The 21,129-nt window shown below is 60.8% G+C and carries 23 protein-coding genes and 1 tRNA gene; 9 read left to right on the forward strand and 15 right to left on the reverse strand.

Annotated elements, in window-relative coordinates; genetic code table 11:
- Nucleotides 1–2: 2 nt before the first annotated feature.
- The 9 genes from KGA81_RS06630 to KGA81_RS06670 form a co-directional block, all read right to left on the reverse strand.
- Entirely contained in the window at nt 3–281 is a 279-nt protein-coding gene (locus KGA81_RS06630; protein ID WP_223545099.1) for a DUF971 domain-containing protein, read from the reverse strand.
- On the reverse strand, nt 278–1,240 hold the full coding sequence (locus KGA81_RS06635) for a HEAT repeat domain-containing protein (protein WP_223545100.1): 963 nt from the start codon (nt 1,238–1,240) through the stop codon (nt 278–280). Before KGA81_RS06635 ends, KGA81_RS06630 begins: the two co-directional genes overlap by 4 nt.
- The gene (locus tag KGA81_RS06640; RefSeq protein ID WP_223545101.1) at nt 1,237–2,085 is read right to left on the reverse strand and encodes an ABC transporter ATP-binding protein; all 849 of its coding nucleotides are present in this window, start codon (nt 2,083–2,085) and stop codon (nt 1,237–1,239) included. Before KGA81_RS06640 ends, KGA81_RS06635 begins: the two co-directional genes overlap by 4 nt.
- Nucleotides 2,085–2,867, reverse strand: coding sequence for an ABC transporter permease (locus tag KGA81_RS06645; RefSeq protein ID WP_223545102.1), 783 nt, complete (start codon nt 2,865–2,867; stop codon nt 2,085–2,087). The genes KGA81_RS06640 and KGA81_RS06645 overlap by 1 nt, the downstream gene beginning before the upstream one ends.
- Nucleotides 2,868–3,005: 138 nt before the next feature.
- Nucleotides 3,006–4,412, reverse strand: a complete 1,407-nt coding sequence (locus KGA81_RS06650; RefSeq protein ID WP_223545103.1) for an ABC transporter substrate-binding protein — start codon at nt 4,410–4,412, stop codon at nt 3,006–3,008.
- A gap of 299 nt (nt 4,413–4,711) precedes the next feature.
- On the reverse strand, nt 4,712–4,957 hold the full coding sequence (locus tag KGA81_RS06655; RefSeq protein WP_003180418.1) for a ferredoxin family protein: 246 nt from the start codon (nt 4,955–4,957) through the stop codon (nt 4,712–4,714).
- 25 nt (nt 4,958–4,982) lie between these two features.
- A complete protein-coding gene (locus KGA81_RS06660; RefSeq protein ID WP_223545104.1) occupies nt 4,983–6,713 on the reverse strand; it encodes a fumarate reductase/succinate dehydrogenase flavoprotein subunit in 1,731 nt (576 codons plus the stop codon).
- The gene (locus KGA81_RS06665) at nt 6,710–7,462 is read right to left on the reverse strand and encodes a GntR family transcriptional regulator (protein WP_223545105.1); all 753 of its coding nucleotides are present in this window, start codon (nt 7,460–7,462) and stop codon (nt 6,710–6,712) included. Before KGA81_RS06665 ends, KGA81_RS06660 begins: the two co-directional genes overlap by 4 nt.
- 144 nt (nt 7,463–7,606) lie before the next feature.
- Nucleotides 7,607–8,494 (reverse strand): Dyp-type peroxidase, encoded by an 888-nt coding sequence (locus KGA81_RS06670; protein WP_223545106.1) that lies wholly within the window; start codon nt 8,492–8,494, stop codon nt 7,607–7,609.
- Between the two features lie 302 nt (nt 8,495–8,796).
- On the opposite strand from KGA81_RS06670, the gene KGA81_RS06675 reads away from it, so the two are divergent.
- Nucleotides 8,797–10,422, forward strand: a complete 1,626-nt coding sequence (locus KGA81_RS06675) for an NADP-dependent glyceraldehyde-3-phosphate dehydrogenase (RefSeq protein ID WP_223545107.1) — start codon at nt 8,797–8,799, stop codon at nt 10,420–10,422.
- A 47-nt stretch (nt 10,423–10,469) separates the two neighbouring features.
- Nucleotides 10,470–11,507 carry an FUSC family protein gene (locus KGA81_RS06680; RefSeq protein WP_223545202.1) on the forward strand — a complete coding sequence of 346 codons (1,038 nt, stop codon included), beginning with the start codon at nt 10,470–10,472 and terminating at the stop codon, nt 11,505–11,507.
- A 15-nt stretch (nt 11,508–11,522) separates the two neighbouring features.
- Here KGA81_RS06680 and KGA81_RS06685 read toward each other — a convergent pair whose 3' ends face one another.
- A complete protein-coding gene (locus tag KGA81_RS06685; protein WP_223545108.1) occupies nt 11,523–12,416 on the reverse strand; it encodes a DMT family transporter in 894 nt (297 codons plus the stop codon).
- 136 nt (nt 12,417–12,552) lie between these two features.
- Here KGA81_RS06685 and KGA81_RS06690 point away from each other — a divergent pair, with 136 nt between their 5' ends.
- A complete protein-coding gene (locus tag KGA81_RS06690; RefSeq protein ID WP_007987480.1) occupies nt 12,553–12,990 on the forward strand; it encodes an Lrp/AsnC family transcriptional regulator in 438 nt (145 codons plus the stop codon).
- A 56-nt stretch (nt 12,991–13,046) separates the two neighbouring features.
- A complete protein-coding gene (locus KGA81_RS06695; protein ID WP_223545109.1) occupies nt 13,047–13,376 on the forward strand; it encodes a YceK/YidQ family lipoprotein in 330 nt (109 codons plus the stop codon).
- Between the two features lie 59 nt (nt 13,377–13,435).
- Here the strand turns inward: KGA81_RS06695 and KGA81_RS06700 are convergent, their stop codons facing one another.
- The gene (locus KGA81_RS06700; RefSeq protein ID WP_085717671.1) at nt 13,436–14,107 is read right to left on the reverse strand and encodes a Bax inhibitor-1/YccA family protein; all 672 of its coding nucleotides are present in this window, start codon (nt 14,105–14,107) and stop codon (nt 13,436–13,438) included.
- A 123-nt stretch (nt 14,108–14,230) separates the two neighbouring features.
- On the opposite strand from KGA81_RS06700, the gene KGA81_RS06705 reads away from it, so the two are divergent.
- A tRNA-Ser gene (locus KGA81_RS06705) sits at nt 14,231–14,318 on the forward strand.
- A gap of 170 nt (nt 14,319–14,488) precedes the next feature.
- On the opposite strand, the gene KGA81_RS06710 is transcribed toward KGA81_RS06705, so the two are convergent.
- Nucleotides 14,489–14,704 carry a DUF3079 domain-containing protein gene (locus KGA81_RS06710; protein WP_223545110.1) on the reverse strand — a complete coding sequence of 72 codons (216 nt, stop codon included), beginning with the start codon at nt 14,702–14,704 and terminating at the stop codon, nt 14,489–14,491.
- A 180-nt stretch (nt 14,705–14,884) separates the two neighbouring features.
- Between KGA81_RS06710 and KGA81_RS06715 the strand changes: the two genes are divergently transcribed.
- From KGA81_RS06715 to KGA81_RS06730, 4 genes are read left to right on the forward strand one after another with little or no spacing between them, the layout of a single operon-like run.
- The gene (locus KGA81_RS06715; protein WP_223545111.1) at nt 14,885–15,409 is read left to right on the forward strand and encodes an iron transporter; all 525 of its coding nucleotides are present in this window, start codon (nt 14,885–14,887) and stop codon (nt 15,407–15,409) included.
- The gene (locus KGA81_RS06720; RefSeq protein WP_223545112.1) at nt 15,410–15,742 is read left to right on the forward strand and encodes a cupredoxin domain-containing protein; all 333 of its coding nucleotides are present in this window, start codon (nt 15,410–15,412) and stop codon (nt 15,740–15,742) included.
- Nucleotides 15,743–15,764: 22 nt separating this feature from the next.
- On the forward strand, nt 15,765–16,619 hold the full coding sequence (locus KGA81_RS06725) for an FTR1 family protein (protein ID WP_223545113.1): 855 nt from the start codon (nt 15,765–15,767) through the stop codon (nt 16,617–16,619).
- Nucleotides 16,607–17,986 (forward strand): 4Fe-4S binding protein, encoded by a 1,380-nt coding sequence (locus KGA81_RS06730; protein ID WP_223545114.1) that lies wholly within the window; start codon nt 16,607–16,609, stop codon nt 17,984–17,986. The genes KGA81_RS06725 and KGA81_RS06730 overlap by 13 nt, the downstream gene beginning before the upstream one ends.
- 138 nt (nt 17,987–18,124) lie before the next feature.
- Here the strand turns inward: KGA81_RS06730 and KGA81_RS06735 are convergent, their stop codons facing one another.
- Genes KGA81_RS06735 through KGA81_RS06740 form a run of 3 tightly spaced genes read right to left on the reverse strand, consistent with a single transcriptional unit; the run spans nt 18,125 to nt 21,041 of the window.
- The gene (locus KGA81_RS06735; RefSeq protein WP_223545115.1) at nt 18,125–18,829 is read right to left on the reverse strand and encodes an anaerobic ribonucleoside-triphosphate reductase activating protein; all 705 of its coding nucleotides are present in this window, start codon (nt 18,827–18,829) and stop codon (nt 18,125–18,127) included.
- Complete coding sequence (nrdD, locus tag KGA81_RS29975; protein WP_128871527.1) at nt 18,826–18,993, reverse strand: anaerobic ribonucleoside-triphosphate reductase; 168 nt, start codon at nt 18,991–18,993, stop codon at nt 18,826–18,828. The genes KGA81_RS06735 and nrdD overlap by 4 nt, the downstream gene beginning before the upstream one ends.
- 32 nt (nt 18,994–19,025) lie before the next feature.
- Nucleotides 19,026–21,041: a ribonucleoside triphosphate reductase gene (locus KGA81_RS06740; protein ID WP_263293253.1), complete on the reverse strand. Its 2,016-nt coding sequence runs from the start codon at nt 21,039–21,041 to the stop codon at nt 19,026–19,028.
- Between the last annotated feature and the right edge of the window lie 88 nt (nt 21,042–21,129).

Raw genomic sequence — 21,129 nt, forward strand, 5'->3', positions numbered from 1 at the left:
ATTCAGTCGATAAGCCCGGCAAGATACGCCCACGGATAAATCCCCCGCTCATGCCCATCGCTGAAGACCAGTTGCAGGCCATATCCCTGCGAGTGCAATTCGATCACCTGAACCCGCACATCCACCATCGGCGCCATCCCCCGCAACCGAAACGCCCGGCACTGCGAGCACGGACACTGCCGGCGCAATTCGGCATGATCCAGCAGTTGCTCGCGACCATCCGGCCAGTTCAGGCGCAACTGCTGTTTGCTGCGGGAATTGCCAATCGCCACCGGGTTCATTGCAGTTGGCTCAAGGCAATGCGCACGGCCTTGCGCACTTCAGGGTCGCCGTCGTCCTGCGCGGCCTGCAATGCCGCAATGGCCCCTGGGTCGTTCAATTCGCCCAGGGCCAACGCGGCTTCCTTGCGCAGGTTGCTGATGCGGTGGCCGAGGGTGTCGATCAGCGCTTGGAGCGCAGGTGCAAAACGCAAGCGCCCGAGGCTGCGGGTGGCGCGCAGGCGCACCTGCCAGTAATCGTCGTCCAGGGCGTCGATCAGGGCCGGGCCGGCGTCGGGGTGGCCGACCTTGCCCAGGGTGGTGGCGGCTTCTTCGCGGACTTGCCAGGCAGCGTCCCGCAAGGCCTGGCGCAGGGCCGGCAGCACCTGTGCGTCGGACGCCAGGCCCAGCGCCCCGGTGGCGGCACGCCGAACTTCAGTGTCCGGGTCAGCGCTGGCCAGCCGTGCCAGTGCCGGCAAGGCATCGAGTTGCTTGAGCCAGCCGAGCACGCCCACCGCCTCGCGGCGCACGCTGGCGCTTTCATCAATCAGTGCCCGGGCAGCCGCTTCGGCGGCATCGGGGCAACGCAACTCGCGCAACGCCCTGAACGCGGCGACGCGTACACCGCTGTCGGCGTGCCCGGTCCACGGCAGAATGACCTGGCCCGCCGCTTCACTCTTGAGCAGGCTGAGGCTTTGCGCAGCGGCCGCCTGCACCGCCGGGGATGGATCGGTCAGCGCCTGGCACAGCGCTTCGACCACGGGCGCGTCCTCCCAGGCTTCCAGCAACCGCGCGGCTTCGGCGCGAACCTCTGCAATCGGGTCTTCGCCCAGTCGATTGATCAACCACTGAAGGCCGTCCGGCTCCTCGAGATCGGCCAGTTCGATCAGTGCGATCCGGCGCACGCCGGGGTCGTCATCGGTCAGGCGCGGTTGCAGGGCCAGAATGTCGTCGTTATCGGTTACATCGAATAGTGAGGTCATAGGGCAAACCGCGGCAGTTTGTTTTCAGGAGGAAGTCCGAGCGGGTTCAGGCGCGGCAGTTGCCGACCGTCTTCGTGCCGCAGGAGTTCGAGGCAATGACGCTTGAGGTGTGAGAATTCAGGGCGGGTCACCAGATCGGTGCTGCGCGGCCGAGGGAAATCCAGGCGCAGGTCTTCGATGATCCGCCCGGGGCGCGAGCTCATGACCAGCAAGCGATCGGCGAGGAACAGCGCTTCGTCGATGTCATGGGTGACAAACACCACGGTGGTGCGGATGCGCGTCCAGATGTCCAGCAGCAGTTCCTGCATGTTCAATCGGGTCAGGGCATCGAGGGCACCGAAGGGTTCGTCCATCAGCAGCAGGCGCGGACGGTTGATCAGCACCCGGGCAATTTCCACCCGTTGCTGCATGCCGCCGGAGAGCTGGTCGGGCCAGCGCCCGGCAAAACCTTCGAGGCCCACCAGGGCGAGGATTTCATCCGCTGCTTTGTGCCGTTCAGCCCTGCCGACGCCCCGCATTTTCAAGCCGAACGCCACGTTGTCACGCACCGTGCGCCACGGAAACAGTGTGTGCTGCTGGAACACCATGCCGCGCTGGGGCGATGGGCTCGACACTGCCGCGCCATCGACATTCAGCGTGCCGGTGCGCGGTTGCAGGTGACCGGCCAGGGCGCCGAGCAAGGTCGATTTGCCGCAACCGGACGGCCCGAGAATGCACACGAACTGCCCCGGCTCGATCTGGCAGTCGAGACCCTGCACCGCTTCGAAGGCAGTGTCGCCCTCGCCCAGGCTGATCGACAGCCCGTAAATATCGATACGCCCTTCCATGTGTTGAAAAACGCTCATCAGGCTTTTCCTCGCGGTCGATGCCAGGGTGTGAACAGCCCGCCCAGACGCTTGATCAACAGACTGCTGCCCATGCCGAGCACGCCGATCAGCAACATGCCGACCACGATGTCGGCGTAGTTCTGGATGGTGTAGGACTCCCAGGTGTAATAGCCGATGCCGAATTGGCCGGAGATCATCTCCGCCGTCACCAGGCAGAACCACGAGGTGCCCATGCCGATGGCCAGGCCGGTGATGATGCTCGGCGCGGCGCCCGGAAGAATCACCTCCAGCAGGATGGCCCGGCGCCCTGCCCCGAGGCTTTTCGCCGAGGCGATCAGCCGTGGGTCGACGCCTTCGACGCCGTGCACGGTGTTGAGCAGGATCGGGAACAGGGCGCCGGTGAAGGTGATGAACACCATCGACAGCTCCGAGGAGGGAAACATCAGGATCGCCAGGGGAATCCACGCCACCGCCGGGATCGGACGCAGCACTTCCAGGGGTGGCAGCAACAGATCTTCGGCCCATTTCGAGCGACCGATGGCCAGGCCCAGGGCCACACCGATGAACAGTGCCGCGAGGTAGCCGGCGAACACCCGGCCGAGACTGCTGCCCAGGTGTTGACCGAGTTTGCCGGAGTCGCCGAGGCCGTGGGCCGCTTCAATGACCGCCACGGGGGTCGGGACGTTGGCGAAGGTCACGAGGCCAAGGTTCCAGTGGTGGCTGGCGGCGAGTTGCCAGAATATGAGACAGAGCAGCAAGGAGGCGGCTCTTGGAATCCAGCGTGAATAGGATCGGTACACAATTATTCCTCTCAACCCGTGAATCCTGTGGGAGCGAGCTTGCTCGCGATGGCGGTGGGTCAAACGACATCGATGTCGACTGGTCTGGCCTCATCGCGGGCAAGCCCGCTCCCACAGGGGATTGTGGTGTTCTGGGGATTAGCGAACGGCCACGGCCTGGGCCGTGGCATCGGTAAAGTCAAAGACTTTGCCGCCCTGGGCCGTGGCGAACTGCTGGGCCTGGCCTTTGAGCAGGAACGCACTCAGCTGCCCTTTCCCATCGGTGGCAAACCACGCCTGGTCCGCCAGCAGCTTGATCCCGCTGTCGCTGGCCTGGGCGTACACCGCGCGGATGTTCTTGCCTTCCTGCTTCAGGGCTGCCAGCGCGGCAAACGCCGCTTGCGCCGAGGCGTACTGGCGGATTTTCGGCTCGCCACGCACCCAGATTTCCGCCACGTGGCTGAAGTCGCTGATGGTTTGGCCGCTGGCGGCATCGACGGCCTTGAGCGGCGCCTGCCGGTAATTCGCAAGCTGCGCGCTGTAGTCCAGGTTCGAGGCCTTGAAGGCGGCGCGGATGTATTGGTCGTCGATGAAGGTGTTGAGATCCAGACCGCGATCGGCCTTCTTCAACAACTTGAGGGTATCGATGGCGGTGCCCACGGCCTGACGGTATTCCGGCTTCCAGCTCAGGTCGCGGGTCTGCACACCGAGAGGGCCATGGAACAGGTAATTGACCTCGGCATCGACCCCGGTGACCTTGGCGATCAACTCGCTGTATTTCTCCGGCTCAGCCGCCAACAGCTGGTTGGCTTCGATACTCGCCCGCAGGTAAGCGACGACGATTTCCGGGTACTTTTTCGCGTAGGCCTGATCGACCAGCGTGCCGTGGAAGGTCGGCGCACTGGCCTGGGCGCCGTCATAAATCTTGCGGGCGAAACCCCGGCTGGGGAACAGTTCGGCGAAGGGCACGAAGTCGGCGTGAGCATCAATCTTGCCGGCCTGCAACGCGGAGCCGGCGACTTCCGGCGGCTGGGCGATGATGTTCACATCCTTGAGCGGGTCCCAGCCCTGGGCCGCCACGGCGCGCAGCAGCATGCCATGGGCGGTGGAAGCGAACGGTACGGAGATGGTCTTGCCCTTGAGCTCTGCCAGCGACTGCACGCCCGATGCGCTTGGCACCACGATGCCGTTGCCGCTGCCCTTGATGCTGCCCGACAGCACGCTGATGAACAGGCTGTGCTTGCCTGCCGTTTCGAACGCCACGCCGTTGAACGCGCCGGGGAAATCGGCCATGGCGCCGAAGTCGAGTTTGCCGGCCACCATCTCATTGGTCAGGGGCGCGCCGCTGGTGAAGTTTTTCCACTGCACCTCGTATTGGGCATCTTTGTAGGGGCCATCGTGGGGCAGGTATTTGTCCAGCAACCCGAGTTCGCGAATCAACAATCCGCCGGCGGCGCAGTTGATGGTGGTGTCCTGGGTGCCGATGGCAATGCGGATGGTTTCGGCCGAGGCCGACAGGGTGAATGAAGCCAGTACCAGACCGGCCAAAGCTGCACGCAACATCATGAGTGTTTCCCCTCGAATCATTTATAGGATGTTCGTCTCCGCCACGATCAGGGCGTGGTGGGAAACGAGGGGTGTTGTGAATCAGGCGTCCGGTGGTGGCCGGATGGCGTTTTGGGTTGTCTGTTCTGGCGTCTTCGCTGGCAAGCCAGCTCCTACATTAGGTTTCTGGGTGTTTTCTGGATTTAAAGCCCTGAACAAACCACTGTAGGAGCCGGCTTGCCGGCGAAAGCGGTGTGTCAGGTACAACAAGGTTGAATTTGAAATTGTCTTCGCTGGCAAGCCAGCGCCTACAAAAGCGGTTACCGCAATAAGTACGGAATCTCGACTTTCACAGCGCCCGTCGGGCAGTCCTTTTCACAGGGCATGCAGTACCAGCACTCATCGAAGGCCATGTAGGCCTTTTGCGTGGCCGGGTTGATCGCCAGCAGGTCCATCGGGCAGACGTCGACGCACACTGTGCAGCCTTTGTGGGCGATGCATTTGTCTTCATCGACCGTGACTGGTGCGTTGGAGCGAAAGAAGATTTCCTGGGGTTGGTAAGCCATGTTCGGTCTCTCTTTTGTAGTCGCATCAAGCCGCGTCGGCACCGACCCGCAACCGGTCGTAGGCCTGCATCTCGTCGGCATCCAGCGCGATGATGTAAGGCTCGACGGCTTTCTTGAAACTGCTCATCAAACCGTTTGGGTCTTTCTTCAGGTGGCAATGACAGAACCAGTCGCGGTCGTTGCGTTGCGGGTGATCGACGCGATAGTGGTAAAGCCCCCAGCGGCTTTCGGCGCGGAACAATGAAGCGCGGGCGGCCATTTCGGCGCAGTCGCGGATCATGCTGACTTCCATGGCGCGCATCAGCTCGTGGGCGTTGTGGGCCTTGATCTGGTCGAGATCGCGCTGGATGTCGCTGAAGCGTTGCAGGCCGATTTGCATCTTCCTGGTCCCTTTCGGCGGTTGCAGGTAGTCGTTGACGAAGCGCCGCAGCTTGTACTCGACCTGGGCCGGTGGCAGGCCGTGTTCGCGGTCCAGCGGCGCGTAGACCCGTTGTTTTTCGGTTTCGATCTGCGCAGCATCCAGCGCAGAGAACTCACGCCCGGCGACAAAATCCGCTGCGTTGTGGCCGGCGAACCAGCCGTAGGTGAACGCGCCGAGCATGTAGTTGTGCGGCACGGCGGCCATGTCACCGGCCGAGTACAAGCCCTTGACCGAGGTCTCGGCCTTCTCGTTGACCCACACCCCCGATGCCGAATGCCCGCTGCAAAAACCGATTTCGGAGATGTGCATCTCGACCATCTGCGTGCGGTAGTCAGTGCCGCGATTGGCATGGAACTGGCCGCGACTCGGACGCTCGTTGCTGTGCAGGATCTGCTCGATGTTCTGGATGGTTTCCTCGGCCAGGTGATCGAGTTTGAGGAACACCGGGCCATTGCCGCTTTCCAGCTCCTGGTGGAATTCCCACATCATCTGCCCGCTCCAGTAGTCGCACTCGATGAAGCGCTCACCCTTGTTGTTGGCGGTGTAGCCGCCCAAGGGACCAGTGACGTAGGCGCAGGCCGGACCGTTGTAATCCTTGATCAGCGGGTTGATCTGGAAGCATTCCAGGTTCGCCAGCTCGGCTCCGGCGTGGTAGGCCATCGAGAAGCCGTCGCCGGCATTGGTCGGATTCTCGTAGGTGCCCATCAGGTAGCCCGAGGATGGCAACCCCAAGCGTCCAGCGGCACCGCAGGCGAGGATCACCGCCTTGGCCTTGATCACATGGAAGTCCGCGGTGCGGCAGTCGAAGCCCATCACGCCGTTGACTGCGCCCTCTTCGTCCGTCAGCAATCGGGTGCAGACCAGGCGATTGGTGATGCTCACCCGCGCGCGCTTCAACTGCCGATACAGGACTTTCTTGATGTCGTGCCCTTCCGGCATCGGCAACACGTAGGCGCCCATGTGGTGAACCTTTTTCACTGCATAGTCGCCGGTTTCGTCCTTCTCGAATTTCACACCCCAGCGGTCCAGTTGCTCGATGGTTTCGAAGCTGTGGGTGGCATAGGCGTACACCGCAGCCTGATTGACGATGCCGTCGTTGGCGATGGTGATTTCCTTGGTGTATTGCTCCGGCGTCGAGTGGCCGGGAATGATCGCGTTGTTCAGGCCGTCCATGCCCATGCTGATCGCGCCGCTGCGCTTGACGTTGGCCTTGTCGATCAACAACACCCGCAGGTCGCGGTTGCGTTCCTTGGCCTTGATCGCCGCCATGGGGCCGGCAGTGCCGCCGCCGATCACGACGATGTCGTATTCCTGCTCCAACGTACTGCGCGTCATGCCTGCTCCCCTTTTTGCCGGTCGATCCGCAGGCGGTACTGGAAGGCATCGCCACGGTAGTAAAGGTGTTCGAAGTCCAGCGGCCAACCTTCGGCATCGTGGGTCAAGCGTTCGATGTGCATGATCGGCGAGCCGGGTTCGACGTTCAGCGCCCGGGTCAGGTCGCTGTTGGCCAGTACTGCATCGATGGCCAGGTCGGCGTGCCCCAGGGTCAGACCGCAGTCGTTTTCCAGAATCTGGAAAATGTCGCGGGTGACCAGGTCGGCTTTTTCCAGGCGCTCGCCAATGGCCTTGGGCAGGTAAGTGATTTCCAGGGAAATCGGCTCTCGATTGATCAGGCGCACCCGTTTGATCTGCGCCACGACCTCGCCTTCGGCCACCTGCAGACGCTCGGCGACGAGCTTGTTGGCGGCAATGAACTTGAAGCTGCGCAGGCGGTTGATCACCTCATAGCCGCGACCGGTCATGGACTCGGCCAGGCCTTGCAGGGTGCTGACGTTCTGGAAGGTTTTCGGTTTGGCGACGAAGGTGCCTTTGCCGTGAATCTTGAAGATCAGCCCTTCCTTCTGCAGGTCACCCAAGGCCTGGCGCACGGTGATGCGGCTGACCTTGAACAACGCGCCAAGCTCGCTTTCGGAAGGCATCTGGCTGTCTTGCGGATATTTACCGTCGAGGATGCGGGTACGCAGCACGTCTCGCAGCTGAGTGTGCAACGGAACGCTGCTCAGGGATAGAACGTTATCGGTCATGGCAGATCACTTGTTATAACGAGTTATGACGTGATCTTAGAGAGGCTATGACACGCTTGAGAAATACCGAATGCGCATAAGGTTAGATTCACCACAGCCCCTGTGGGAGCGAGCTTGCTCCCACAGGGGCTGTGGTCTGAGGGATCAGCCAATGCGCAAAGCGCGCAAGTCCAGTCGACCGTCCTTGAGCGGCGGGCACCAGTAGTAGCCACCGGTGACCGGACGGCTGATGCGGTACAAACCGTCGGTGATGCCGTCTTCCAGGCCACTCATGCGGCGCAGTTGGGCTTCGAAGGCGTCGAGGGAAAAACCGAAGGCCAGGAACATCAGCCCGGCACGGTCGCCTTCGATCCACGGCATCGAACGGCGCACCACGAAGGCTTCAGGCGCAAAGCTTTCCTGGGCGGTGCGTTTGACGTGGGCGCAAACCGGCGCGTCGTCGATCTCTTCGTTATCGCTCAAACGCCGACCTATGATGTTGTCCTTTTCATCCGCCGACAGCCCATGGAAACCTTTCAAGTCATGCTGCCACTGCTGGATCGCGGCAAAGCTGCCACCGACCAGCCCCTCGGCACCTTCACCCACCAGGGCGGCGGCGACAGCGGCTTCGTCTTGGGGATTCTCGGTGCCATCTTCGTAGCCGGTCAGGTCATGACCGGTCATGTGGCGGAAGGTTTCGTTCATCTGCACCAGACGCAACGCCGGGGCCACTGCCGCTTCGATGGCGTTACTGCGATTGAGCAGCTCACCACGGTCTTCACCGTGCAGCCAGCACCAGAGCGCGTGCTGGGTCGACGGATTGTCGACGCCCACACCGGTCAACGCCGGAAAGGTTCGCAGGCCATCGATCTGAGCGTGCAGCGCATTGACCAGCGATTCACCGAAGCCGACGACAGCCGATTTCCCGTCCACCAGTTGCATCAAGTTGTCGAGCGCGACCGGCAATGCCTCGATGGATTCGAGGACGAAGAACATATGGCGGGCTTGAGGCGGAACGGGGGCGGCGAGAATGCCCGGCTGGTAATAGCTCATATGAACTCCTTGAAAAAGAGCATGGAGTTTAACCGCAGTACGAGGATTTGTGTGCCGTCAGAGGCCAGCAACGCCGCAAAGACGCACCCCACCAAGGCCAAACAAAGGCTAGGCTTTTCAGTTGATCGGGTTGAGGGCATCGGGGGCCAACAAGCAGCACTTCCGAGACCATGACTGCTGGGGTCGATGAATCCGCGATCCTTCACGCTGTGCGGCAAACGCTGAAATGAGTCATGACAAGGGTTGCTGAGGTCTGCTAAAACGATTCATCAGTGCATTATCCAATCCAGAGGGGTAGCGACATGACCACAGCCAATATTCTCCAGAACCTGTTCCCGAGCCCCGCCGACATCCCGGAAAAGTACCGCCTTGACGGCCAGTCCGAGCAGCGTGAGTACCTGGTTGATGGCGTACTGAGAACCTGGAACGGGCCACTGGCCCAGGTCCGCAGCCCGGTGTACCTGACCGGCGCCAATGGCGACGAACAAGTGATCCTCGGCAGCACGCCGCTGCTCGATGCCGAGACCGCATTGACCGCCCTCGACGCTGCCGTCCGTGCTTATGACCGGGGCCAGGGATTGTGGCCGACCATGCGCGTGGCCGAACGCATCCAGCACGTCGAAACCTTCCTGGGGCGCATGCGCGAGCAGCGCGACGCCGTGGTCAAGCTGCTGATGTGGGAAATCGGCAAGAACCTCAAGGATTCGGAAAAGGAGTTCGACCGCACCTGCGACTACATCGTCGACACCATCAACGCGCTGAAGGAACTCGACCGCCGCTCCAGCCGTTTCGAACTGGAACAGGACACCCTCGGCCAGATCCGTCGCGTGCCGATGGGCGTGGCCCTGTGCATGGGGCCTTACAACTACCCGTTGAACGAAACCTTCACCACGCTGATCCCGGCGCTGATCATGGGCAATACCGTGGTGTTCAAGCCGGCCAAGCTCGGCGTGCTGCTGATTCGCCCGCTACTGGAAGCCTTCCGCGACAGCTTTCCGGCCGGGGTGATCAACGTCATCTACGGCAGCGGCCGCGAGACGGTCAGTGCGTTGATGGCCAGCGGCAAGATCGACATCTTTGCCTTCATTGGCACCAACAAAGCCGCCAGCGACCTGAAAAAACTCCATCCGAGACCCCACCGTTTGCGCGCGGCGCTGGGCCTGGATGCGAAAAACCCAGGCATCGTCCTGCCGGAAGTGGATCTGGACAACGCGGTCAGTGAAGCGGTGACCGGCTCGCTGTCATTCAATGGCCAACGCTGCACCGCGCTGAAGATCCTGTTTGTCCACGAAGACGTGGTCGAGTCCTTCATCGACAAATTCAATGCCAGGCTCGCCAACCTCAAACCCGGCATGCCCTGGGAAAGTGGCGTATCCCTGACACCCCTGCCGGAATCGGGCAAGGTCGACTATCTGCATTCTCTAGTAGCTGACGCCGAAAGCAAAGGCGCCAAAGTGGTCAACCCCAACGGTGGTGAGGCTCGTGCGTCGTTCTTCTACCCGGCGGTGTTGTACCCGGTCACGCCGCAGATGCGCGTTTATCAGGAAGAGCAGTTCGGCCCGGTCATCCCCATCGTGCCGTACCGTCATCTGGATACCGTGATCGACTACGTGCTGGAGTCGGACTTCGGCCAACAGTTGAGCATCTTCGGCACCAACCCGGTGGCGGTCGGCCGGCTGGTGGACACCTTCGCCAATCAGGTCGGGCGCATCAACCTCAACGCCCAATGCCAGCGCGGCCCGGATACCTACCCCTTCAATGGTCGCAAGAACTCCGCCGAAGGCACCTTGTCAGTCCATGACGCACTGCGGGTGTTTTCGATCCGTACCCTGGTGGCCACCAAATTCCAGGAGACCAACAAGGACCTGATCAGCGAGATCATCAGCGGCCGCAGTTCGAGCTTCCTGACCACCGACTACATCTTCTGAGGAGAGCCGGCCTGAATACATCCAGAACCCATCGACTGCCACCGCTGCTGCGCCGACTGCTGCGTCCGTTGCTGGACCCGTACCGGCGCTACCGCCATGCCCGGGTGATCCACGCGGTGCGGGTGTCGCTCGGGTTGCTGGCGACCATCCTGCTGACCACCGGTATCCATCTGCCCCACGGTGAATGGGCGTCGGTGACGATGCTGGTGGTGATCGGCGGCTTGCAGCATCACGGCAACATCGGCAAAAAAGCCGCCGAGCGTGCCATTGGCACCTTGATTGGCGCCGGTGTCGGCCTGGCGTTGGTGGCACAACAGGCCTGGCTCGGGATGCTGTGGCTGACCTATTTCGCGATGTCGGTGGTCTGCGGTTTTTTCTCGTATCACGCCATCGGCAAGGGTGGTTACACCGCGCTGCTGTCGGCGATCACCGTGTTCATCGTCGCCGGGCACGGCGACAACCCGGTCACCGATGGCTTGTGGCGCGGGGTGGATATCCTGATCGGCATTGCCCTGGCCCTGGCGTTTTCCTTCGCCCTGCCGCTGTACGCGGTGTATTCCTGGCGCTACAACCTGGCCGATGCGCTGCGTGATTGCGCGAAAATCTACGGGCGCATCATTGACGGCCAGGCCATCACTGCCGACGAACACCTCAAGCTCATGACCCGCCTGAACGCGGTGATGGTGCAACTTCGCTCGTTGATGCCATCGGTGTCCAAGGAGGTGAAGATTTCCATGACCGAGCTGGATGCCATCCAGCGCAATCTGCGCATGTGCGTCAGTACCCTGGAAATCCTCGGCAACACCCGCCCGGATGCCAATGACCTCGAGGCGATGTCGCTGATGCAAACGGCATTGAAAGCCGAGCATCGACAGATTCGCGTGCAATTGATCGGCATGGCCCGGGCGTTGAAATCCGGTGCGGTCCAGCGGCTCAGTCGCCCTGTGGATGTACCGCTGGTCAGCCTCGATGCGCCGGTCTACAACACACTGGACGGTTATCGCCTGCTGACTCAACAACTGGCCGCCAACATCGGCCAGATGCGCCAGCGACTGGCCGGTAATGCGCCGCGCTGGAACATCTGACGCCTGGCCAGCGGGTTACGGCGTCACCATGCGCCGAAACTTCAGCGACCAGCCTTGTTGCATGCCGGCAGCGGCCAGCAGAATCGCCGCGACGCCGATCCATTGCAGCGGCTCCAGGCGATGGCCAAAGGCAAACCAGTCGACGAAAATCGCCGCGATCGGGTAAATGAAGGACAGCGCCCCCGTCAGCGCAGTCGGCAGCTTTTGAATCGCACCGTACAGCAACACGTACATCACACCGGTGTGCAGCATGCCCAGCGTCACCAGGCTGGCCCACGCGCTCGGTGCCTGGGGCAGTGCGGAAAAATGCGCGAATGGCGCGAGCAACAACACGCCCGTGCTGACCTGGATCAGCGCGATCAAATGCGGCGGGGTACCGGTCAGACGCTTGATGATCAACGCGGCAATCGCATAGAGAAACGCCGCACCCAAGGCCAGGGCAATGCCCAACAAGTAATCGCTGCCGCTCTCGCCCTGGCTGCCATGGGCGCTGACAATCGCCAGCATCCCGAGAAACGACACGCCCAGCCAGGCCAGCTTCTGCGCGGTGATCTTTTCGTTGAGGAACAACGCCGCCAGCCCGACCAGCATGAACGGCTGGACGTTATAGACGGCAGTGCCGATGGCAATCGACGCCCGGGAATAGGACGCGAACAACAGCACCCAGTTGCCGACAATCGCCACACCGCTGAGCACCGCCAGCAGGAAGGTCGTGCGGGTCAGAATGCCGGGGCGCAGAAAGCCGAAGGCCGCACAAATCAACAGCAAGGTGCCGGCACCGAACAGGCAGCGCCAGAACACCACATCCAGCACCGGTTGCCCGGACACCAGCACGAACCAGCCGATGGTGCCGGAGATCAGCATGGCGGCCGTCATTTCGAACGAACCGCGGCGTAGGGATTTGTCCATCATCAGACTCCTGTGTTTGTGGCCAAAGTATGCCAATGCACCCAGGGGCTACTCCAGAGCAAAAAGCAGGCTAAACTCGAGATCTGCCTTTTTTATAAAGGCCATTTCGAAAAAATGCCTAACAGAGGATTTCGCCATGACCGATGACATCGACCAGGTGCTGATCACGGCGCTGATGGAAGACTCGCGACGCTCGCTCAAGGCCCTGGCGCAAATCAGCGGCCTGTCCTCCCCCAGCGTCGCCGAGCGTCTGCGCCGCCTGGAAGAGCGTGGCGTGCTCAAGGGCTACACCGTTGAAATCGACCCGAAATGCTTTGGCTATCAGCTCCAGGCCATCGTGCGAATTCGCCCGTTGCCGGGTCAATTGCAGGAAGTGGAACGGCAAATCATGGCCATTCCCGAATTCACCGAGTGCGACAAGGTCACCGGCGACGACTGCTTCATCGCGCGCCTGCATGTGCGCTCGATGGAACAACTGGACACCCTGCTCGACCGCCTCAACACCCACGCTGAAACCAATACGGCGATCGTCAAGAAAACCCCGGTCAAGCGCCGGTTGCCACCCATGGCGTGAGTGATATCTGCTTCAGACTTAAGTAGATTGGCGGTTTCCGGCGAAGGATTGACGGTATGAAAATTCAGGCGATGCTACTCGTGGCGATGCTGCTGGCGGGTTGCGGCACGATTCAAACGGTTGTGCGCGGTGACGAAGTGGCTGCAAAAAGCCTCAGGGACCACAAGAGTTATTGCGGCGCGGTACCGCGAATCTACAGCGGCGTGACCTACGACTTCTGCACGCTGAATGCCCCCCTGGAAAAAGGCCGCGATGCGCAGGTGCATGATAGTGCCCCCGCCATTGTGCTGATCGACGTGGTCATCTCCGGCGCGCTCGACACCTTGTTGCTGCCCTACACCATCTACCGCCAGCAAGCCGACGGCAGCATCGTCATTGTGGAGTGACCCTGAATTCCAGATCATAAAAAACCCGCCGAAGCGGGTTTTTCATTTAATGCCGACGATCAATCATCGCGGCCCATGATGCCGAACAGCTGCAACAGGCTGATGAACAGGTTGTAGATCGATACATACAGGCTGATGGTGGCCATGATGTAGTTACGCTCGCCGCCATGAATGATGGCGCTGGTCTGGAACAGAATGCAGACCGAGGAGAACAGCACGAAACCTGCGCTGATCGCCAGTTGCAGGCCGCTGATCTGGAAGAACATGCCCGCCAGCGTCGCACCCAGCAGCACGAAGAAGCCTGCCGTGATGAAGCCGCCGAGGAAGCTCATGTCCTTGCGGGTGATCAGCACATACGCCGACAGACCGCCAAACACCAGCGCCGTCATCGCGAACGCCGAGCTGACCACTTCAGCGCCGCCCTGCATACCCAGGTAACGGTTGAGGATCGGGCCCAGCAGGAAACCCATGAAACCGGTCAGGGCAAATGCCGACACCAGGCCCCAGGCCGAATCACGGAGTTTGTTGGTGAGGAAGAAAAGACCGTAGAAGCCGATCAGCACCACGAAAATGTTCGGGTAGCCAACACGCATCTGCTGGGCAACGTAGGCCGTCACACCGCTGAATGCCAGGGTCAGGGCGAGCAAGCCGTATGTGTTGCGCAGGACGCGGCTAACCTCTAGCTGCTCAGCCTGCACGCTGTTATTAACTGCGTAATCCTGTTCGCGCATGGCGACACTCCTGTTGGTTTGAAACGTTCAGTCGCAAAGATCATAACAGACGCTCTGTAACAAGCTACGCAGAGAGTTTGACAGTGTGTTTCATTCAGGTATTATGGCGCCCGCAACGCAAACGGAGGTGTGGCCGAGTGGTTTAAGGCAACGGTCTTGAAAACCGTCGACTGTAACAGGTCCATGAGTTCGAATCCCATCGCCTCCGCCATCTTTATACGACAAAGCCCTGATTATTCAGGGCTTTGTCGTTTCCGGGGTTTGGAAAAACCTGCCGGCCGACACTTCAGCCCACACCCTGGATGAAGTCTTGCTTTTCGACCAGCGGCCAGTTTTTCGAATGGTCCCTTGTCCCTGTACTTCTCAGGCAGCGACGCAGGGTTATTCACTACCATCGTCCGCTGCCCTGTCTGTGGCGATGAAGGGCTCGATGCCCCAGTCGCCAGGCGAATGCCAATCTTCTCCGAACATCTCGGCCGGATGCATCGTACGCTCCGAGCCATTGCCGCATGCCAGGGACTTGGCCGGACAATACCGGTCGCATCCCCAACAGATGCGCTCGGGGTGCTTGGGGTTGACGGGGAAATTCTTGGCCATTTCGATCTCCGATCATTGAGAGGCGCTCTTGCAACCTACAACCTTTGTGCAAAACCCTCCTTGATGGATATCAAGCCCGAGCCATCGGTTTAATTGCTCAAAACTTGACAACAATCATTATTGTTCGCAGCAAAGCTTCCTAGACTCGGGTTCCTACTCCTCAGTGCTCAGGAAGACATTATGCGTACCCACCTCTCACTCGCCCTGCTCTTGCTCGTACCGCTGGCTCACGCAAAGGAATACCCGATCGGGGAACCACAGCTGTGTCAGGGGCTGGAAGTCGGGGCGGTGTATCTGCAACCGATCGAGATGGCCCCGGCCGGCATGATGCGGGCTACTGTCGATTCCGATGTTCACCTGGAAGCCGACATTCGGGCCACCGCGGACAATCGACAGGGCTTTCAGGAAGGCAGTTTCGTGCCTTACCTCAATGTCTCGTTCAACTTGAGCAGAGTGGGTAACCCGGACGAAATCAAGGGTGACTTCCATGCCATGGTCGCCAATGACGGCCCGCACTATGGCGACAATGTGAAGCTGCTGGGGCCGGGCCAATATCGGTTGACTTTCACCGTGCTGCCACCCACCGGTCACGGCTCCCTCGGGCGTCATACCGATAAGGAAACCGGTGTAGCGCCCTGGTTCGAACGCTGCGAACTGCACTACGAGTTCATCTACGCCGGCATCGGTAAAAAAGGCGGCTATTGAATGAAGCGTCTGCATCTTGCCTGGCTGATCGTGGCCGCAGCAGCGGCGCCGTTGACGGCCCATGCCGAGTTGCCGAGCTACGAACTGACCCTGCGCGATGGTCACTTCGCCCCTGCCTTGCTCGAGGTTCCCGCCGGACAGCGCTTCAAGATCGTCCTGAAAAATAGCGGTCAGGGGCCGGCCGAGTTCGAGAGCACGCCATTGCGGGTTGAAAAAGTACTGTCGCCGGGCGTGACGACCTTCGTCGTCATTCATCCGCTCAAGCCCGGTCACTATCCATTTTTCGACGAGTTCAACCCGCAATTGCCCGAGGGCGGCATCCTCGCGAAATAACCTGTTAGCGCACGGAGCTTCCATGAATCAATCAATGTTCATCGTCTGGCGCGAAAGCGTCGAGGCGTTGCTGGTGATCGGTATTCTCCAGGCCTGGGCCAGCCAGCAAAGCCAAGGCAATCGTCTGGTCAAATACCTCTGGACGGGGGTGGTGCTGGGGTTGCTGCTCTCGGGCTTGCTGGCGGTGTTGATCCTGTTTGCCGGTGAGGCCATGAGCGGGTCGGCCAGTGAATGGTTCCAGGCTGCACTCGCACTGTTTGCCAGCCTGTTGATGGTGCAGATGGTCGGCTGGATGCACCGCCACGGGCGCACCCTCAACCACGATTTGCGACGGCACGCCGATAGCCACCTGGCCCGCCAAGGAGGCGCAGGTCTACTACTGCTGGCCATGCTCGCGATCAGCCGCGAAGGCAGCGAAACGGTGGTATTTCTCTATGGCGCCGGCGCCCGGTTGCGAGGTCCGCAGCTTGGTTTGTTTGCCGTCGGCGGCGTGTCGGGGCTGGTGTTGTCCGCGCTGACCGTGACGCTGCTGCACAGCAGTCGCCGCTTCATTTCATGGCAACGATTCTTTGCCATCAGCGAAGTCATCTTGCTCATGCTCGGCGCGGGGTTGCTGGTCAGCGGCACCGAACGAATCGGCGGCCAACTGCTCGCCCTGGATTTGCCGGAGGTGATTTACAGCCTCGCAGGCGAATCGCTTTGGAACAGCAGCCTGTTGCTGAGCGACAGCCATGGATTGGGTGGTTTTTTAGCCGGCTTGGTCGGTTATCGCGCAACGCCCAGCGGCATGACTTTACTGGTATGGGTCGGTTACTGGCTGGTCGCCAGCGCCTGGCTACGCCAACGCGCACCGGAAAAAGTCCCATGCCTGAACTGAGCCGGCACAATCGATGGCTCCAGCGCCTGGGTGACGGGATGCGTCGCCATGCGCCCGTCATCCGTACGGTGCAGTGGGCTGTCGTACTGTTTTACACAGTGCTGTTGGTGACTCCGGCGCTGCTGCCGTTGCCGGACAGCCAGGCACGGATACTCGACAACCTGACCTTGCTCGCGCAGTTTCTATTCTGGGGAATCTGGTGGCCGTTCGTGTTGCTGTCGATGGTGTGCTTCGGCCGACTCTGGTGTGGCGTTCTGTGCCCGGAAGGTTCGCTCAGCGAATGGGCCAGCCATTACGGTAAAGGCCTGGGTGTGCCGCGCTGGTTACGCTGGGGCGGCTGGCCCACACTGGCGTTCTGCCTGACGACCCTCTACGGCCAGTTGATCAGCGTCTATGACTATGCCCAGGCCGCACTGTTGATTCTGGGTGGCTCGACCGTCGCAGCGGTCATCGTCGGGTTGTTGTTCGCCCGGGGCAAGCGGGTCTGGTGCCGTTACCTGTGCCCGGTCAGCGGCGTTTTCGCCCTGCTTGCCCGGTTGGCCCCTGTGCACTTTCACGTCGATGAACAACGCTGGATAGAGAATCCCGCGCCACGCCTGCCGCCACCCAACTGCGCCCCCCTGCTCGATATCCGCCGCCTGCAAGGCGCCAGTGATTGCCACGCCTGCGGACGCTGCAGCGGGCAACGCGGTGCAGTTCAACTGATTGCCCGCTCCAGCAATCAGGAGATTCTTCACGCAACCGCGCAGACGCTGTCCCCTTGGGATACACGCTTGCTGCTGTTCGGTGTGATCGGCTTGGCCATGGGCGCGTTTCAGTGGACAGTCAGCCCATGGTTTATCACCCTCAAACAAAACCTGGCCCAGTGGCTGGTGGAACACAATCAGCTCTGGGCCTTACGGGACAACGCCCCCTGGTGGTTGCTGACCCATTACCCGCAACTCAACGACAGCTTCAGTTGGCTCGACGGTTTCAGCATCGTCGCTTACTTGAGTTTGAGTTCGATCGTGCTCGGCACAGCATTGATACTGCTCCTGCGACTGACGGCCCGACTGGCGCGAGATCACGCACTGTATTGGCCTCTGGCGCTGACACTCACGCCTCTGGGGGGTGCCGGACTGTTTCTCGGGCTGTCGGCCACCACCGTCAAATTACTGCGTTATGAAGGTCTGCTGCTGGAGTGGGTACAGCCCGCCAGGGCCTGCCTGTTACTGGCCGCCATGGGGTGGAGCCTGCTACTGGGTTGGAAGCGGCTGAGACGCGAAGGTATTTCCCTGGCGCGGTGTGTGTCGGGTGGCGTTTGCCTGTTCCTCGCCAACGGCCTGATCGGGTTTGGCTGGTGGTTGCAGTTCTGGGGCTGGGCTTGAACCCCCTGTAGGAGCGAGCTTGCGATGGCGGCGGGTCAGCCAATATTTCTGTTGGATGTGCCGGCCTCTTCGCGGGCAAGCCCGCTCCTACAAGGGATTGTGGCCGGCCGTGGGATTGGCGTTCACTGAAGCTCGCTCCTACAGGGTTCCATTTCTTAACACGAAGACTGGGAACAACTCGCGCATGGCCTCCCACAACTCTGGCAGCAAGGCTTGCGCCGAAACGCTCGGCAACAGCGGATCGAACATCCGCTCGGTGCGAACCAGTTGCACGGCAAAGCGTTTGACGCCGAGTGCATTCAAGCGTTTTGCCTGCGTCAACAGACGCGCCGGCTTGAACAGATGCCAATGCACGGTGGTGCGACATTCGTAGTCCACACCACTGGCCAGCAGATGCTCGAGGCTGCGCCAGTTAGCCGTTCCACTGCCCTCGACCCGGGTGATGGCCTGGCAATCCTCGGGCAACGCCTTGACGTCGAAACCGACCCAATCCGCACCAGACAGTGCCTTTGCGAAGGCAGCAGGTTTGATCCCGGCGCTGTGCAAGCCGATGCGAAATCCCATGTCCCGCACTTCATCCATGGCGCCGGGCAAGCCGTCCTGCAAAGTGGGTTCACCGCCGCTGAACACCACCGCATCGAGCAGGTCCTGACGACGTTGCAGAAACGCCAACACCCGCCGCCAATCCACTTCCTCACTGCCTCGAGGGGGAATCAGCTGCGGGTTATGACAGTAACGACAACGCCAGGCGCACCCCTGGCAAAACAGCACGCAGGCGAGCTGTCCCGGATAGTCGATAGTGGTCAGGGGCACCATGCCCCCGACCCGAAGTATTCGACTCATTGACGCCCGGCCAGTGCCGCGCTTTCAGTGAAGTGCACCCGCTCGCGGTGCTCCGACTGTTTGCCCGGATTGAAGGCTGACACAGGACGGTGATAGCCCATCACGCGGGTCCAGACTTCGCAGCGTTGACGTTGAGCCTGAGGCAGTGGTTGCGATGCAGTCATGGTGAAGCTCCTTGCAGTTGAGTGGATCGAAATCAATGAACAACGCCGGCTTTCTGTTCTTGCAGCAACAGAGCCTCGTCGCATTTGGGGCAGAACTCATGCTCGCCATCGAGGTAGCCGTGCACCGGGCAGATGGAGAAAGTCGGGGTCACGGTCAGGTACGGCAGGCGGAAACGGCCAAGGGCCTTGCGCACCAGTTGCTTGCAGGCCTGGCTCGAGGAAATCCGCTCGGCCATGTACAGGTGCAAGACCGTGCCGCCGGTGTATTTGCATTGCAGCTCGTCTTGAAGTTCCAGGGCCTCGAAGGGGTCTTCGGTGTAGCCTACGGGCAGTTGCGAAGAGTTGGTGTAATACGGCGCCTGCGTACTGCCCGCCTGGAGAATGTCCGGATAGCGCTTGAGGTCTTCCTTGGCGAAGCGGTAGGTGGTGCCCTCCGCCGGTGTTGCTTCCAGGTTGTAGAGATGACCGGTTTCGTCCTGAAAGCGCAGCAACGTGGCGCGCACATGGTCCAGCAGATTCAGGGCAAACTGCCGGCCATGTTCGGTGTGCATGCCCTCTTCGTCACCGGTGAAATTGCGCAGCATTTCATGCACGCCGTTCAGACCGATGGTGGAGAAATGGTTGCGCAAGGTGCCCAGGTAACGCTTGGTGTAAGGGTACAAACCGGCATCCATGTGGTGCGCAATGACTTTGCGCTTGACCTCCAGACTCTCCATCGCCAGCTCCATCAGCGTGTCCAGGCGCTGCAACAAACCACTGGTGTTGCCCTTGAACACATACCCCAGACGTGCGCAGTTGATCGTCACCACACCGAGTGATCCGGTCTGCTCCGCCGAACCGAACAAACCGCCGCCACGCTTGAGCAACTCGCGGACATCGAGCTGCAACCGGCAGCACATCGAACGCACCTGATTGGGCTGCATGTCCGAATTGAGGAAGTTCTGGAAGTACGGCAAACCGTAACGCGCCGTCATCTCGAACAGACGGTCGGCGTTTTCACTGTCCCACGGAAAATCATGGGTGATGTTGTAGGTCGGGATTGGAAAGGTGAACACCCGCCCTTTCGCGTCGCCAGCCTGCATCACCTCGATGTAGGCGCGGTTGAGCAGGTCCATTTCGACTTGCAGGTCGCCATAGGAAAACGACATTTCCTCCCCGTCGATGACGGGTATCTGTTCACGCAAATCCTGCGGGCAAACCCAGTCGAAGGTCAGGTTGGTGAATGGCGTCTGAGTGCCCCAACGCGATGGCACATTGAGGTTGTAGATGAACTCCTGGATCGCCTGACGCACCTCTTGGTAACTCAGCTGGTCCTTGCGCACATAGGGCGCCAGGTAGGTGTCGAACGAGCTGAACGCCTGAGCGCCGGCCCATTCGTTTTGCAGGGTGCCGAGGAAATTCACCATTTGCCCCAGGGCACTGCTCAAGTGCTTTGGCGGACCGGCTTCGATACGCCCCGGCACACCGTTGAGCCCCTCGTGCAACAGGGTGCGCAGCGACCAACCGGCACAGTAGCCGGCGAGCATGTCAAGGTCGTGCACATGCAAATCCGCTTCGCGGTGGGCCTGGCCGATGGCCTCGCTGTACACCTCGTCCAGCCAGTAGTTGGCGGTGACCTTGCCCGACACGTTCAACACCAGCCCGCCCAGGGAGTAGCCCTGATTCGCGTTGGCCTGGACCCGCCAGTCCTCACGGTCCAGGTACTCGTTCATCGATGTCGCCACCTCGACCAGGGTCCGGCGATCGCGGCGCAAACGCCCGTGCTGTTCGCGGTAGACGATGTAGGCGCGCATGGCGAAGAAGTAACCGGCATCCATCAATACCCGTTCGACCCGATCCTGGATCTGCTCGACGTGCAGCCTTGGCAGACCTTCCAGTCGGGCGAGTACCGCCTCAAGCAAGCCTTCAACCTCAAACTCGGTGTACTCCCCGGTTGCCTTGCCGGCGGCGATCAACGCCTGACGGATCTTGTCCGCATCAAAGGCGACCAGACTGCCATCGCGTTTGTGCAAGCGGTTACATCCTACTGAGATCAGCGTGCTCTGCATTCGGCCTCCAGATACAACATATAGATGTTTAAACTTAAATAAACACAACATGCAGTGAAGGCTACGGACAAAGGGCTGATCTGCAATT

The organism is Pseudomonas sp. A-B-19 (assembly GCF_019947515.1).
Lineage (GTDB): Bacteria > Pseudomonadota > Gammaproteobacteria > Pseudomonadales > Pseudomonadaceae > Aquipseudomonas.